This window comes from Vreelandella indica (genome assembly GCF_037070225.1).
In the GTDB taxonomy this organism is placed as follows: Bacteria; Pseudomonadota; Gammaproteobacteria; order Pseudomonadales; family Halomonadaceae; genus Vreelandella; species Vreelandella arctica.
On record NZ_JBANSO010000007.1, the window covers coordinates 103,901 to 118,680 of the forward strand.

The 14,780-nt window shown below is 54.9% G+C and carries 11 protein-coding genes; 6 read left to right on the forward strand and 5 right to left on the reverse strand.

The genetic code is table 11. The features are described 5' to 3' along the window. Positions 1 to 8 precede the first annotated feature (8 nt). From V8L71_RS06655 to prfB, 4 genes are all read right to left on the reverse strand, one after another. Positions 9 to 1,412, reverse strand: a complete 1,404-nt coding sequence (locus V8L71_RS06655; protein ID WP_336273587.1) for an MFS transporter — start codon at positions 1,410 to 1,412, stop codon at positions 9 to 11. Between the two features lie 199 nt (positions 1,413 to 1,611). Continuing rightward, complete coding sequence (locus V8L71_RS06660; protein WP_008958714.1) at positions 1,612 to 1,998, reverse strand: hypothetical protein; 387 nt, start codon at positions 1,996 to 1,998, stop codon at positions 1,612 to 1,614. Between the two features lie 83 nt (positions 1,999 to 2,081). After that, the gene (lysS, locus tag V8L71_RS06665) at positions 2,082 to 3,593 is read right to left on the reverse strand and encodes a lysine--tRNA ligase (RefSeq protein WP_336273588.1); all 1,512 of its coding nucleotides are present in this window, start codon (positions 3,591 to 3,593) and stop codon (positions 2,082 to 2,084) included. A 33-nt stretch (positions 3,594 to 3,626) separates the two neighbouring features. Beyond that, positions 3,627 to 4,725, reverse strand: a protein-coding gene (prfB, locus tag V8L71_RS06670; protein WP_336273589.1) for a peptide chain release factor 2 whose coding sequence is annotated in 2 segments (ribosomal slippage) — positions 3,627 to 4,649 and positions 4,651 to 4,725 — 1,098 coding nt in all. Because the reading frame shifts where the segments join, the coding sequence is not laid out codon by codon here. Between the two features lie 227 nt (positions 4,726 to 4,952). Here prfB and V8L71_RS06675 point away from each other — a divergent pair. The 4 genes from V8L71_RS06675 to V8L71_RS06690 all read left to right on the forward strand — a co-directional run bounded on the left by V8L71_RS06675 (position 4,953) and on the right by V8L71_RS06690 (position 10,062). Further along, positions 4,953 to 6,533: a peptide ABC transporter substrate-binding protein gene (locus tag V8L71_RS06675; protein ID WP_336273590.1), complete on the forward strand. Its 1,581-nt coding sequence runs from the start codon at positions 4,953 to 4,955 to the stop codon at positions 6,531 to 6,533. 80 nt (positions 6,534 to 6,613) lie between these two features. Then, positions 6,614 to 7,543: an oligopeptide ABC transporter permease OppB gene (gene oppB / locus V8L71_RS06680; protein WP_336273591.1), complete on the forward strand. Its 930-nt coding sequence runs from the start codon at positions 6,614 to 6,616 to the stop codon at positions 7,541 to 7,543. Continuing rightward, positions 7,536 to 8,414 carry an ABC transporter permease gene (locus V8L71_RS06685; protein WP_336273592.1) on the forward strand — a complete coding sequence of 293 codons (879 nt, stop codon included), beginning with the start codon at positions 7,536 to 7,538 and terminating at the stop codon, positions 8,412 to 8,414. The genes oppB and V8L71_RS06685 overlap by 8 nt, the downstream gene beginning before the upstream one ends. 34 nt (positions 8,415 to 8,448) lie before the next feature. Further along, on the forward strand, positions 8,449 to 10,062 hold the full coding sequence (locus V8L71_RS06690; protein ID WP_336273593.1) for an ABC transporter ATP-binding protein: 1,614 nt from the start codon (positions 8,449 to 8,451) through the stop codon (positions 10,060 to 10,062). Positions 10,063 to 10,143: 81 nt separating this feature from the next. On the opposite strand, the gene V8L71_RS06695 is transcribed toward V8L71_RS06690, so the two are convergent. Next, positions 10,144 to 11,496, reverse strand: a complete 1,353-nt coding sequence (locus V8L71_RS06695) for an OmpP1/FadL family transporter (RefSeq protein WP_336273594.1) — start codon at positions 11,494 to 11,496, stop codon at positions 10,144 to 10,146. Positions 11,497 to 11,761: 265 nt separating this feature from the next. On the opposite strand from V8L71_RS06695, the gene V8L71_RS06700 reads away from it, so the two are divergent. Both V8L71_RS06700 and V8L71_RS06705 read left to right on the forward strand, forming a co-directional pair. Beyond that, complete coding sequence (locus tag V8L71_RS06700; RefSeq protein WP_336273595.1) at positions 11,762 to 12,190, forward strand: MerR family transcriptional regulator; 429 nt, start codon at positions 11,762 to 11,764, stop codon at positions 12,188 to 12,190. Further along, complete coding sequence (locus V8L71_RS06705; RefSeq protein WP_336273596.1) at positions 12,187 to 14,754, forward strand: heavy metal translocating P-type ATPase; 2,568 nt, start codon at positions 12,187 to 12,189, stop codon at positions 14,752 to 14,754. Before V8L71_RS06700 ends, V8L71_RS06705 begins: the two co-directional genes overlap by 4 nt. Positions 14,755 to 14,780 lie beyond the last annotated feature (26 nt).

The window sequence follows — 14,780 nt, forward strand, 5'->3', positions numbered from 1 at the left end:
GTACGCGCTTACTGCCCGGCAGACGATGCCCGACGAGCGTGTAATGCACGCCTTGCCAGTGGCATACGTGCAACGCTTGCCAATAGCGCTAGCAGCGTGGTTACCGCCCCCAACCAGAGCGTTACCTGCACCGGCCACCCCAACGCCAGGGCGGCACCGACCAGAGCGACGCCGAACGACTGGCCCACCGTGCGCGTGGTGCTCATTACCCCTGAAACGTTAGCGCTGCGCTCCGACGGCAGGCTACTCATCATTTCGCGGTTATTGGGCGGCTGGAACAGCCCAAAGCCAATACCGCATAACGCGGTGCGCCATAAGCTCCCTGACACGCCGGTCGACTCATCGACTAACGCCAACGCAATCAGGCCAATGATCAGCAAGCTAAGCCCTGTGCTGGAAAGAATACTGGGATTGATCCGGTCGGCTAGGCGCCCGGCCACAGGGCCAACGAACATGATAGCCAGCGGCCAGGGAGTGAATAGCCAAGCGGTTTCCAGCGGTGAAAACCCCATCTGTTCCTGGTAGAAAAATGACAGGGCAACAAACGTAAGACCCTGGCCAATAAAGGCAAGCCCAGAGGCAGAAACGGCCAGCGTAAAGCGCGGCTCGGCAAATACACTAAGCGGCAGTAATGGATAAGGCGCACGACGCTGGCGGGCAATAAACCCGGCACAGGCCAGCACCGTCAGTAGCGCCCAGCCACCGCTTTGCCAAATCGGCGCGGCGTGGCTCACGGCGTCCATGGCAATAAAGAAGCTGGCCAGCATAACGATCGAGAGCAATGCCCCAGCGACATCAAAACTGCCTTTGCGCGGCTCTTCTCGGGGCAACGCACGCTTGGCCAGCCATAGCGAGCAGAGACCAAGCGGCACATTTAAAGCAAACAGCCAGGGCCAGTCAGCAAAGGACAAGGTTACGCCGCTCAATGTGGGCCCCGCGGCGTAACCTCCGGCCACGACCAGCGCACTCAAACCAAGCGCACTGCCCAGCAATCGCGAAGGGAAAATAGCCCGATAAAGCGACGGACCAATGGAGAGCGTTGCAGCGGCGCCTAGCCCCTGGAAAGCGCGAAACACCAGCAGCGTTTCCAGGTTGCGTGATAGCGCCGCCCCCAGCGCAGCAGCAACAAAGGTAGCCAGCCCGAACAGGTAAAGCCTGCGCCGCGTGATCAGCTCACTGATGCCTGCGAAGACGAGTAAAAACGCCGCACAGACCACTTGAAAGAGGTTGGTGATCCATACCGCTCGGGATGCCGACACATTTAGATCCGCGGCGATGGTGGGCAGCGCCAGATTGATCATAGTGGTGTCCACCACCGCCATTAAGGTACCGGTTACCAACGCCAGCACGGCCAAGGCACGTTCAGGCCCAGGCAGGCCATCGTCGCCAGGGCGGGTTTCAAACAGTCGCATAGCGAAGTCCTAAGGAAGAGTGTTCCTAAACGAAATGGCTAAAACCATTGTTTTCAGCATGCTTATTTTCAAAACTACTGACTTCAAAACTAGTATTTTCAAAACAAAAAAACCGGCCTAAGCCGGTTTCATAGTGCGCTAAATAGCTGTATCAAACAGCCGCGCAGGCAGCACTGAGCTTGCCTAAAATATTAGCATGCTAATCCTGCTCACTGTCTAATAACAATGCATCATCGACTTCGGAAATCTCAAGGGCTGTTTCGTCGTCCAAATCAATTGCTAGGTAGCTATGTTCAACGCGCACAAATTCTTGAAACAGTGCCCAATCAATCTTGTCCGGCCACTGACGCTCATCCTCTTCCCAAGCGCGCAACTCAGTCTCGAGAATTTCCACGCAGCGCTCGCGCACAAACGTTTCCAGCGCTTCTGGAGTATCCATCTCTGGAATCAGATAAATGGTACTTTCACGTTCGACGTCGTCCAGGGTCAGGTCGTCGTCTCCCATGGTGGGTTCCAGCGCGTTGATCCAGTCCACAAAGGGCTGGGTCGGCCTGACGCTCAGTGCGGAGCGGTTAAGCAGTTTCATGGGATTCTCCTCGCCGTCGAAACGTTGACCATTATGGGCGCTATAACGCGCCCTTACCAACTTTTCATCCGCTATCGAATGGTTTAAACCACTTCGGGGCGCATCGCAGGGAATAGCAGTACATCACGAATGGAAGGGCTGTCGGTAAACAGCATCACCAGGCGATCAATACCGATACCTTCACCCGCGGTAGGCGGCATGCCGTACTCCAATGCGCGAACATAATCCGCATCGTAGTACATCGCTTCCAGGTCGCCAGCGTCTTTTTCCGCTGACTGGGCGCGGAAACGTTCTGCTTGGTCTTCGGCGTCGTTGAGTTCCGAGAAACCGTTGGCGATTTCACGCCCACCGACAAAAAACTCAAAGCGGTCGGTGACGAAGGGGTTAGCGTCGTTACGCCGCGCCAACGGGCTGACCTCTGCAGGGTACTCGGTGATAAAGGTCGGCTGATCGAGCTTATGCTCGGCAACCTCTTCGAATATCTCCGTTTGCACCTTACCCAGGCCCCAGCTCTCCTTGACCTTGATGCCGAGCTTTTCAGCGATGCCCCGCGCGGCGTCCAGCGAATCCAGATCGGCATCAACAATGCCGTCGCCGTGATCAAGGATCGCCTGGCGTAGCGTCAAGCGGACAAACGGCTGCCCAAAATCGTAGCTCGCGCCCTGATACTCAATCACCGCGCTGCCCAGCACTTCTTCAGCCGCGGTGCGCAGCATCGCTTCGGTCATGTCGAGCAAATCGCGGTAATCCGCATACGCCCAGTAGAACTCCACCATAGTGAATTCTGGGTTGTGACGGGTCGAAAGCCCTTCATTGCGGAAGTTGCGGTTAATCTCGAACACTTTTTCAAAGCCGCCCACCACCAGGCGCTTGAGGTAAAGCTCCGGTGCAATGCGCAGATACATGTCGATATCCAGCGCATTGTGATGAGTAATGAACGGCCGTGCCGCCGCGCCACCAGGGATCGGCTGCAACATCGGCGTTTCCACTTCCATAAAGCCACGGGCTTCAAAAAAGCGACGCATGGAGCTGATCACTGCGGCGCGAGTCTCAAATACTTTGCGCGACTGCGGATTCATGATCAGATCCACATAGCGCTGGCGATAGCGGGCTTCCATATCGGTCAGGCCGTGAAACTTATCGGGCAGCGGGCGCAGGCTCTTGGTGAGCAGCTGAGCCTCTTTCATCATCACGTACAGATCGCCCTTGCCGGATTTATGTACCGGTCCATGAGCGGCGACGATGTCACCGATATCCCAGCTTTTAACGTCTTCAAGCACGTCAGCGGGTAAGCCTTTCTTATCCACGTAGAGCTGGATTTGCCCTGCCACATCCTGAATAACGATAAATGGCCCACGTTGACGCATCACGCGACCCGCCACCGAGGCATGGTGATCCAGCGCTTCAAGCTCGGTCTTGTCTTTATCGCCAAAGGCGTTTTGCAGCTCGACGGTTAAGCTATCGCGGCGAAAGTCATTGGGAAACGCACTTTTTCCCTGCTCAGCGGCGCGCTCGCGGCGAGCGGCCAGCTTGGCACGGCGCTCGGCGATCAGATGGTTTTCGTTGTCTGCAGGAGACACGTCTTGGTTAGCCATGGGGCACCCTGTTCATGTTCAAACGCTAAAAAATTACAAACCTTGCTTTAAGCTGGCGACGATAAACTGATCAATATCCCCGTCGAGCACTTTATCGCAGTTGCTGGACTGCACGCTGGTGCGCAAATCCTTGATGCGCTGATCATCCAGCACGTAAGAGCGAATCTGGCTGCCCCAGCCGATATCCGCCTTGGAGTCTTCGGCTTCCTGCTTGGCGGCGTTGCGCTTTTGCATCTCGTGCTCCCACAACCGCGCCTTTAACTGCTTCATGGCAAAATCGCGGTTGGCATGCTGGCTGCGCTGGCCTTGGCAGGCCACTACGATGCCGGTCGGCTCGTGGGTGATCCGCACCGCTGAATCGGTAGTGTTAACGTGCTGGCCGCCCGCGCCACTTGAGCGGTAGGTATCAACGCGCAAGTCCGAGGGATTAATTTCCACTTCAAAACTGTCGTCAATTTCCGGGGACAGGAATACCGAGGCAAAGGAGGTGTGCCGACGACCGCCGGAATCAAACGGACTTTTACGCACTAGCCGGTGCACGCCGGTTTCGGTACGCAGCCAGCCGAAGGCGTAGTCGCCCTGAACATGAACCGTCGCTGACTTAATGCCCGCCACTTCACCCGCGGAGATTTCGGTGATATCGGCTTTAAAGCCGTGGCTCTCCGCCCAGCGGAGGTACATGCGTAGCAAAATATTGGCCCAATCCTGCGCTTCGGTACCACCGGAGCCGGACTGAATATCTAGGTAAGCGTTATTTTGGTCCATATCACCGGAGAACATGCGCCGAAACTCAAGCTTCTCCAGCGCGGCTTGCATGCCGTCCAGCTCTTGGCGCACTTCGTCGACCGTGCCTTCATCCTCTTCCATCTCGGCGAGCTCTAGCAGATCCCGGCTATCGCCCAGGCCCTGCTCAAGGTCATCAATGGTGGCCACAATGGCTTCGAGGGAGGCACGCTCTTTGCCTAACTTCTGCGCGTAGTCTGGATCATTCCAGACATTAGGGTCTTCCAGTTCGCGGGTAACTTCTTCTAGCCGATCTTTCTTTTCGGCATAGTCAAAGATACCCCCTAAGAACGTCTGTCCGCTCAGACAGGTCCTTAATCTGGTTATGAATCGGGTTGGTTTCCAACATGGGGTCGCCCTAGCGTTTGCTGTGCCTGATCGTACAGGGTGTATTCATCACAAAGGCGCATAGTGTAGCTAAATTGGCCTCCAACAGCCATGAGCGCCGTCATTATCGAAATTCCGCATAGCTGCATGTGTAATTTCTGATAGACGCCTGCTTTTAAGCAATGTTAGTACTGAAAGAGTACTCAAATAATCAAACAAGCGTATTAGAGCAATCTAGGAGGGATCAATATGACCAAAACTCGCACCCTTATGGGCCCTATAGCGATGGCGTTGGCTTTTAGCGTTGCCACTCCTCTCCAAGCGGATACCCTCCGCTTAGCCATTATGGGCGAACCAGCCTCTCTAGATCCCCATAAAATTAGCGGCACCTGGGAAAACGATGTGGTGGGCGACCTTTTTGAAGGGCTTGTCACTGAAGCAGCCGACGGAACTCGCATTCCCGGCGTTGCTGAATCCTGGGAAATCTCCGATGACGGCACTGTCTACACCTTCACATTGCGTAACGACGCTAAGTGGTCTGACGGTGAACCGGTGACTGCTGATGACTTTGTTTTTGCCTTTCAACGCATTCTAGCACCAGCCACCGCCGCCGATTATGCCTATTTGCTCTATCCGATTAAAAATGCCGAAGCTGTCTATGCTGGCGAAGCTGATACCAGCACCTTGGGTGTAGAGGCTTTAGACGCGACCACTTTACAAGTAACCCTTGAACGTTCGACACCTTATTTTTTAGACCAGCTTTCCCACTATACCGCCTACCCGGTGCCTAGCCACACGGTAGAGGCTTATGGCAACGATTGGTCACGCCCCGGCAATATGGTATCTAACGGTGCTTTCCAGCTAAAAGAATGGCAGTCGCAAACGCGCATAACGGCAACACGTAATCCTCATTTTCATGACGTTGATAACGTCGCCCTTGAAGAAGTTGTCTATTACCCTATTGAAGAGCGCAATACAGCGCTAAATCGCTTTCGCGCAGGCGAGATCGATATCGCCAGGGAGTTTCCAACTCAGCAGTACGACTGGCTGATGGATAACCTACCGGAGGCGGTTCAGGTGGCCCCCTACCTGGGCATCTATTACTACGCCTTTAATGCCCGAGACGGCCATGCGACCACGGATCCGCGTGTACGTGAAGCGCTTAGCCTAGCCGTTCGGCGAGAAGTTATTACTGATCAAATACTCGGCACAGGCGAAGTGCCTGCTTATAGCTTTGTTCCGCCCAATGTCAGCCACTATAAGGCTCCCAGCGTCGACTTCGCCGACCTTTCTCAGGATGAACGACTAGAACGCGCCCAGGAATTACTTCAAGAAGCAGGGTACGGCCCTGATAACCCGCTTGAGCTCATGCTGCGCTATAACACCAGCGAAGATCACCGTAAGGTCGCCATCGCAGTGGCCGCCATGTGGAAACCCCTCGGCGTTGAAGTTGAACTTTATAATGCTGAGGTAGCGGTACATTACGCTGACATCCGTCAGGGCGATTTTGATGTTGCTCGGGCGGGTTGGATTGGTGACTACAATGACGCCCAAAACTTCTTAAGCCTATTGGAGAGTAACGTCTCCAATAACTATGGTGCCTATAGCTCGTCTGAATTTGATGCGCTGATGAGCGACGCTGCTAATACCCAGGACATGGATAGCCGCGCCGAACTGATGGCCGAAGCAGAGACCATCGCCCTTGAGGATAGCGCCACATTGCCCATCTACTACTACGTCTCGCGTAACCTTGTCAGTCCCGACTTAACTGGCTGGGAAACAAATATTGAAGATATCCATCGCTCACGCTGGATTGGCTTCGACAATTAATTCCCTTCAATTCGTCGTCTTCATCACGACTTACTGCCGCTACATCCTCAGGCCCTGGGCCTGAGGAGCGAGGCCCGATAATGCTCAGCTATACCTTTAAACGCTTACTCCAGGCGATTCCGACGCTGTGGATTGTGATTACGCTGTCGTTCTTTTTAATGCACCTAGCGCCCGGTGGCCCCTTCGATGGCGAGCGTCAACTGCCTCCGGAAATAGAGGCCAACCTAATGGCCTCGTACGGACTGGACAAACCCGTCTGGGAGCAATATTTCACTTACATGGGTAACCTGCTTCAAGGCGACCTTGGCCCCTCTTTTAAATACAAAGATTTTTCAGTCACCGAGTTAGTCGCTCAAGGCTTTCCTGTAAGCCTGGAGCTTGGTCTATGGGCTATCGGCCTCGCGCTTCTGGTCGGAATCCCCATGGGGGTTATTGCGGCACTTAAACGCAACTCTAGCATTGACTATATGTTGATGGGCACAGCGCTGGCCGGAGTAGCCATTCCCAACTTTGTGATTGCTCCACTACTGGCACTGGTGTTCGGCGTATTTCTCGCCTGGTTACCGGTAGGCGGCTGGAACGATGGCCATTGGAAAAACATGATACTCCCCGTCGTGGCACTCTCTATTCAGCAGATTGCGTATATCGCGCGAATGATGCGTGCCAGCATGATTGAAGTGCTCAGCAGCCATTTTGTTCGCACAGCACGCGCCAAAGGGCTTAGCGAGAGCGCCGTGATCTTTCGTCACGCCCTACGTCCAGCAATGCTGCCTGTTATCTCCTATCTAGGGCCAGCCATTGCCGGAATTATTACCGGTTCGGTGGTGATCGAACAGATTTTCGGCATTCCTGGCATTGGTCGTTACTTTGTTCAGGCAGCGCTCAATCGCGACTACACCTTGGTGATGGGCACGGTGGTTTTTTACGGCGGCCTGATTGTACTTTTCAACCTAATCGTAGATTTACTCTACTCGGCTCTGGATCCGCAAATTCGCTATGATAATGAATAATGCAACCGCGGCCCCTCCGGTCGCCAGCAACAGTCTGGGGCGTGAAGCATGGCGGCGGCTTCGCCAGAACAGTGCAGCAACCGCCAGCCTTGTGCTCCTTGTCATCATTGCCCTGGCCTGCTTATTGGGCCCCTGGCTAACGCCCTGGGCACTTGACGAAGTTGACTGGAATGCTTTCCTGACCCCACCAAGCTTCGAAAATGGCCACTATGCAGGCACTGACGCCAATGGCCGGGACTTGCTCACACGAGTATTTCATGGGGGGCAAATTTCGCTCTCCGTCGCGTTAGTCGCGACCCTTGTTTCCCTGGTTATCGGTGTCCTTTACGGCGCGGTTGCTGGCTATGTTGGTGGCCGAATTGACAACTATATGATGCGCTTTGTCGATATCATGTACTCACTGCCCTTTATGTTTATGGTCATCCTGCTCATGGTGGTGTTTGGGCGTAACATCCTGCTGATCTACGCTGCCATTGGCGCCGTTGAATGGCTCGATATGTCACGCATCGTGCGCGGCCAAGTACTCGCCTTAAAGCGCCGTGAGTTCGTTGAAGCAGCCCATGCGCTAGGCGTAAGCAGCTTCAAGATAGTTACACGCCACCTGATTCCCAATGCCATCGGGCCGGTGATCATCTATGTCACTCTCACCGTCCCCAAGGTCATTTTGCTGGAAAGCTTTCTCTCCTTTCTGGGTCTCGGTGTTCAAGAACCCCTGACCAGTTGGGGAGTACTGATTAGCGAGGGTAAGGACATGATGGAAACGGCGCCTTGGATGCTGATTATCCCTTCTGCCTTTCTAGCTATCACGCTGCTGTGCCTGAACTTCCTAGGCGACGGCCTGCGTGACGCCCTTGATCCCAAAACACGTTAACAAAAGACTCGCTAGCAAAACGCAAGGAATCTTCATGTCACAGCCACTGATAGACTTTGACCGACTGCGGGTCGACTTCGACCTTCCCAATGGAACGGTTACCGCTGTCAAAGACGTTAGCTTTACTCTTCATCAAGGCGAGACGCTTGCTTTAGTTGGTGAATCAGGCTCGGGCAAATCGATCACTTCGACTGCCGCGATGGGGCTACTCCCTGAGCTGGCTCGAGCCTCCGGCGCCATCCGTTGGCATGGCGGCCCAGGCGATGAAAATTTGCTCACGGTTAACCGTAAGCGCTTGCGATCCATTCGTGGCAATGAGATCTCAATGATCTTCCAAGAGCCGATGACCTCGCTCAATCCGATGCACCGCGTTGGTAGACAGATTCGCGAAGTACTTCATAAGCACACGCCTTTACGAGGCAACAACGCTTACTTGCGTGTACTAGATCTATTGGATCAAGTGGGCATTCCTGAGCCTAAGCGACGCATCGACAGCTATCCCCACGAACTTTCTGGTGGACAGCGTCAGCGTGTGATGATTGCCATGGCGCTGGCCTGTGAACCCCAGCTGCTAATTGCGGATGAGCCTACTACCGCACTTGATGTGACTGTTCAGGCACAGATACTCGCGCTGCTAAAAGACCTCCAGGCCCGCTACGGCATGGCGATCCTGTTTATCACCCACGATTTGGGGGTTGTCCGGCACCTTGCCGATAGCGTTTGCGTCATGCAACACGGCGAAATCGTTGAAGCAGGAGCCACTAAAACACTGTTTCAAGCTCCTCAGCACCCCTACACTCGGATGCTGATTGACGCCAACCCAAGTGGCCATAAGTCACCCGTTCCCGACTCAGCCCCCGCTCTGCTCACCGCGCAGCAAATTGGTGTTCGTTTCCCTATCACAAAACGCCTGTTTGGCCCCAACCGTTATTTTGAAGCGGTGAAAAACATCGACCTCAAGCTGCGCAAAGGCCAAACCTTAGGCATCGTGGGCGAATCGGGTTCAGGCAAAACCACCTTAGGCCGCGCGCTGCTTCGCCTGGTGAAAAGTCACGGCAAGGTACATTTTGATGATATCGACGTTGGCCAACTTGACCGAGCGGGAATGCGCCCGTTGCGATCGCGCATGCAAGTTGTCTTTCAAGACCCCTTTGGCTCGCTTTCCCCACGCATGACGGTAGGCGAGATTATTGGCGAGGGGTTACGCGTTCATCAGCCGCTGCTGAGGCGTGCCGAACGCGACGCCCAGGTTATCCAAGCTCTCGAAGAAGTCGCCCTGGATCCCGCCCACCGCCACCGCTACCCTCATGAGTTTTCCGGTGGCCAGCGCCAACGGATTGCCATCGCCCGGGCATTGGTCGTCAAGCCTGAGTTCCTGTTGCTTGATGAACCGACCTCTGCCCTTGACCGCTCTGTTCAAATGACGGTGATTGAGCTATTACGCGATCTACAGCAACGCCACGAACTGACCTACTTATTTATTAGCCATGACCTCGCCGTGGTACGCGCACTGGCCGATGAGGTGATCGTCATGCGACAAGGCGAAATTATTGAGCAAAACGACACGCAATCGCTGTTCAACAATCCACGCGAGACGTATACCCGCGAACTGATGCGTGCAGCTTTTCTGGAAAGCCCAGCAGCATAAGTGACTGCGCGAACGCCAGTGCCCTTTAACAAAAAACCCGGCCGGAGCCGGGTTTTGGTCGTTCTGGAAAACGCTGAAGTCTTAAAAGCGATAGGTTAACTGCGCGCCAAAACCGTGAGCTTCGTTTTTGTAGTCTGCGGAGTAAGTGGCACCACCTGCTCCATTTAGCGAATCATTACGCTGCTGATCTACAAAAGTGCCACGCTCGGTTAGATAGGAGTAAGCAAAGTCTAACGTCATATCAGGCGTAGGGCTCCAGCCTGCGCCCAGAGAGAATATACGACGATCATCAGAGGGAATGCGTACGCTACGGTCTTCATCATTAGATGGCGTAAAGTCTAGTGTTACCCCAGCGCGGAGCGCCAATGTGGGTGTTAGCTGATACTCGCCGCCAGTGGCAAAGGCCCAAACATTTTCATAGTTTTGCGGCTCTTGGGTAATAAGACCACCTTGATCATTCACAACCCGAATTTCTTCAAACTGGCTCCAGCGCACCCAAGAGGCGCCAAACATCAGTTTAAGGCGGTCAGTCATCTGTTGAGTTAGTGAGAAATTAACTGTTTCAGGTGTGGTTAAATCTAAATTAGCGTTACTTTGAAGAGGAGCACCCGTACTTGGATTTGGGGCTGTTGTGCCATCCGGAGCAATGGCCCTATAGTCGCCTTCAAGCTCATAGTCAACTTTCGAACGGTAAGTTAGACCCAACGTAGTTTCGGGTACCGGGCGATAGATAACACCTAAGTTATAGCCCCATGCTTCATCTTTACCTTCAACACGTGCATCAATGTCCGTAGCGGGGTCATAATTAAGACCACTCGGAACTTGACGACGAAGCTCACCTTCTACTTGGTTGTAAGTCACACCCGCACCTACCGCCCACTGCTCATTAAAGCGATAAGAAACCGTCGGCTGGGCACTGACTACCGTCAGCTCGGTGTAATTGCCAAAATAGCGGCCTTGGAAATCATCTTCATAATCAGTTTTAGAGCCAAACGGCGCATATACACCAAAACCAAACGCTAGCTGATCATTGACGGGGTGCGCATAGAAAGCAAAGGGAATCGCTGTACCCGGCACCATATCTCCATCATTACCCCCAGGGATACTGCCTACAGGAATTTGGCTACCGCTTGGCCCTACACCAGTGGCCAAACCTGAGTCTAAAGTACGAGAAGCTTCGGCGTTAGAAATATCAGTACTAACGTTTAGATAAGTAGCACCCGCCGTAATCTGCGCCCGATCTAAAAACGACATACCCGCCGGGTTGCCGTATACGATGGTGGCATCATGTACGTTCGAGCTACGTCCTGCATGGCCATAGCCCTGCCCACTAACGCTCTGCTCATTAATTTGGTACCCGCCCGCATGGGCTTGGCTGGCGAAGGCGGCTGTGATGGCAGCAGCCAGGGTGAGCTTATTAAATTTATTATTCATAGTGGGCCTCTCTTCCCGATGATCCAGTGGATACCGACGATCCACTCTCTTTATTTTTTACATGACTGTTTTCTCGCACCTGGGCCAAAGGTTCAAGGGCAAACGTTCGTTTTATTTAATTTTTGCCTTATACATTAGTCGCACGGCCGTTTTAAATCAGTGTTTTAGTCATTTTGGCTGATAGCCAAAGACACCCTTGACCTATGGGTTACCCACAGGTTCTACACTTGGATAGTCATTAGTTAACAAGCTGGGAGAACAGGTCATGAAAGTTAATGAGCTTGCCAAACGAGGCGGCGTCACCGCGGAGACCGTGCGCCATTACGCTCGTGAACAGCTGCTTGCCCCCCAGCGGCACCCCGATAACGGTTATCAGCTATTTTCCGATACCGACTTAGAGCGGCTGCACTTTATTCAACGGGCGCGCAAATTAGGTTTTAGCGTGGCGGAGATTCGCGACATCCTGACCCACGCCGACCAGGGTGACTCCCCCTGCCCATTGGTACGCGACTTACTTGCCAGCCGACTACCACAAATCCGCGCACGCATTGCCGAGCTCGAAGCGCTAGCCGAACGAATGGAACAGGCCATGGAGAGCTGGCAGAAAATGCCCGACGGGTCTCCCGACGGCCACAGCGTGTGCCGCCTGATTGAGAGTTTTCCTGACTCCACGTCTACCAAGGAGGCCCCATGAGTGACTCCTCTACCGAAGCCGCCTCAGGCGTAAGCACTGCCAATGACGCCACCACACGAACCATCCCCGGCATGAGCTGCCAGGGCTGCGTTAAGCGTATGCGCGAGGCGATTCAAACTATCGACCCTGACGCTGACGTGAGCGGCACGCCTAACGAAAAACGCCTTGAGGTGGTTTCGACGTTAACCGACGCCGAGCTTGATCAATGCTTGACCGAGGCGGGCTATCCGCCAACAGTCCCAAACGCTGCTGATAAGCAGCCAGATAACGTGCCACCCGCTGAAGCTGAAAAGGCTGCAAGTCATCCTTCCCATTCTCAAGGACATGGCCAGGGCAAAAAGCAGCGCTTGGCGATTAGCGGGATGACCTGCGCCAGCTGTGTCAAAAGCGTTCAAAAAGCGCTTGAACGTACCGAGGGTGTGGACACTGCCAGCGTCAATTTTGGCACCCACTCCGCCCAAGTGTTTGGCAGTGCCGAGACCCAAGCGTTGATCGCCGCCGTTGAGTCAGCGGGCTACGGTGCCGAGCCAATTGTGGATATGCGGGAAGCCGAGCACACCCGGGCAGAGCAGGATGCCAAGACCTACCAAAAACGACTGCGCGGCAGCGCCATCTCGTTGGCACTGGCGATTCCACTGATGCTCAGCATGCTGTTTTTCCACCCTCACCCGATGGGGTTAGGGCGTCTCTACTGGCTGGTGATTGGTCTATTAACCCTGGGCATTATGGCCTTCCCAGGGCGGCACTTTTTCGTCAACGCCTGGAAGCAGTTTAAGCATCGCCAAGCCAATATGGATACATTAGTCGCTATAGGCACCGGCACTGCCTGGCTCTACTCCATGGCGGTGGTGCTGTTCGCACCGTGGTTACCGGAAGTCGCTCAAGGCATCTATTTTGAAGCCTCCGCCATGGTGATCGGGCTGATTCTGCTCGGCAATGCCATGGAACTGCGCGCCCGAGGGCGCACCAGCAATGCCTTAAAGCGCCTGCTTGACCTACAGAGCCGAACAGCGAGAGTTATTCGCGATGGTCACGAGCAGGAGATTGAGATCGATGCCGTGCAAACGGGTGATCACGTTCGAGTGCGGCCTGGAGAACGCCTGCCTGTGGATGGTCAGGTGACCGAAGGCGAAAGCCATATCGACGAGTCGATGCTCACCGGCGAGCCTGTACCTGTAGCGAAGCGCGAGGGGGATGAAGTCAGCGCTGGCACGGTGAATGGCCGTGGCGGGCTGGTCTATCAAGCAACACGAGTAGGCGCCGACACCCGGCTGGGCCAGATTACCGAGCAGGTGGCAAGCGCTCAAAACTCGCGCCCTCCGATTGGTGAGCTAGCCGACCAGGTCTCCAGCGTTTTTGTGCCTGCGGTAATGATCATTGCCGTATTGACTGCCCTGGTGTGGTTCAACCTAGGGCCCGCTCCCCAAGTGATCCATATGCTGGTGACGGCGACCACCGTACTGATCATTGCCTGCCCCTGCGCGCTGGGCCTGGCCACGCCAATCTCGACCATGATAGGCGTCGGTAAAGCGGCGGAGCACGGGGTGCTGGTGCGCAGCGGCGAGGCGCTGCAAACCGCGAGCAAGCTGACCACGCTAGTCGTCGATAAAACCGGCACGCTCACCCAGGGCAAGCCCAGCGTTACTGATGCACAGATGTTTGGCGTGGAGCAATCTACCGTGCTGGCGCTGGTGAACGCGCTTGAGCGCGGCTCCGAACACCCCCTGGCAGCGGCGTTAATGAACTACGCAGATGAACACAACGCACCTCCTGCCGAGGTTAATGGTTTCGACAGCGTGACCGGTGGCGGGGTAAAAGCCCAAACCGCTGATGGCAAAGCGCTGCTGCTGGGCAATGCGCGCCTGTTAAGCGAGGCCGGTGTGGATCTTAAATCAGGTGAAGAGCAGGCTCGCGCTCTGGAGGAGCGGGCCCGCACACTGGTTTATCTAGCGGTGGATGGAAAACTGGCCGCCCTGTTTGGCATCAGCGACCCGCTTCGCCATGACACGGTGGCCGCGATCAAGCGCCTGCAAAAAGATGGCTTAACCATCGTTATGTTAACCGGGGATAACGAGCACACCGCCAAAGCCATTGCCCGGGAGGTGGGCATTGATGAGTTTCGCGCGGGCTTGTTGCCTGAAGACAAGCACGCCGAGATTGAGCGCCGTCAAAAGGCAGGGGAAATCGTTGGCATGGTGGGCGATGGCATCAATGATGCCCCAGCGCTGGCCCGAGCGAATGTGGGCTTTGCGATTGGCCAAGGCACCGATGTGGCGATTGAGAGCGCGGGGATCACGCTAATGCGTGGCTCGCTGCACGGAGTGGCGTCTGCGATAGAGATCAGTCGCGCCACGCTGCGCAATATCAAACAGAACCTGGTGGGCGCCTTTGGCTATAACCTGCTGTGTATTCCCATCGCGGCGGGGGTGCTCTACCCGATCACCGGCATGCTGCTTTCACCGATGATAGCAGGCGCTGCCATGTCACTCTCTTCCATCACCGTGGTGAGTAACGCTAACCGTTTGCGGCTGTGGAAATCACCCCGTCAGGAGGACGTCGCATGAGTCTATTGATCAACCTGGCAGGCCTG

Bases quoted from the DNA above. Each gene is read 5' to 3' on its own strand.
- V8L71_RS06655 (WP_336273587.1), bottom strand. From the start codon at position 1,412: ATGCGACTGTTTGAAACCCGCCCTGGCGACGATGGCCTGCCTGGGCCT.
- V8L71_RS06660 (WP_008958714.1), bottom strand. From the start codon at position 1,998: ATGAAACTGCTTAACCGCTCCGCACTGAGCGTCAGGCCGACCCAGCCC.
- lysS (WP_336273588.1), bottom strand. From the start codon at position 3,593: ATGGCTAACCAAGACGTGTCTCCTGCAGACAACGAAAACCATCTGATC.
- V8L71_RS06675 (WP_336273590.1), top strand. From the start codon at position 4,953: ATGACCAAAACTCGCACCCTTATGGGCCCTATAGCGATGGCGTTGGCT.
- oppB (WP_336273591.1), top strand. From the start codon at position 6,614: ATGCTCAGCTATACCTTTAAACGCTTACTCCAGGCGATTCCGACGCTG.
- V8L71_RS06685 (WP_336273592.1), top strand. From the start codon at position 7,536: ATGAATAATGCAACCGCGGCCCCTCCGGTCGCCAGCAACAGTCTGGGG.
- V8L71_RS06690 (WP_336273593.1), top strand. From the start codon at position 8,449: ATGTCACAGCCACTGATAGACTTTGACCGACTGCGGGTCGACTTCGAC.
- V8L71_RS06695 (WP_336273594.1), bottom strand. From the start codon at position 11,496: ATGAATAATAAATTTAATAAGCTCACCCTGGCTGCTGCCATCACAGCC.
- V8L71_RS06700 (WP_336273595.1), top strand. From the start codon at position 11,762: ATGAAAGTTAATGAGCTTGCCAAACGAGGCGGCGTCACCGCGGAGACC.
- V8L71_RS06705 (WP_336273596.1), top strand. From the start codon at position 12,187: ATGAGTGACTCCTCTACCGAAGCCGCCTCAGGCGTAAGCACTGCCAAT.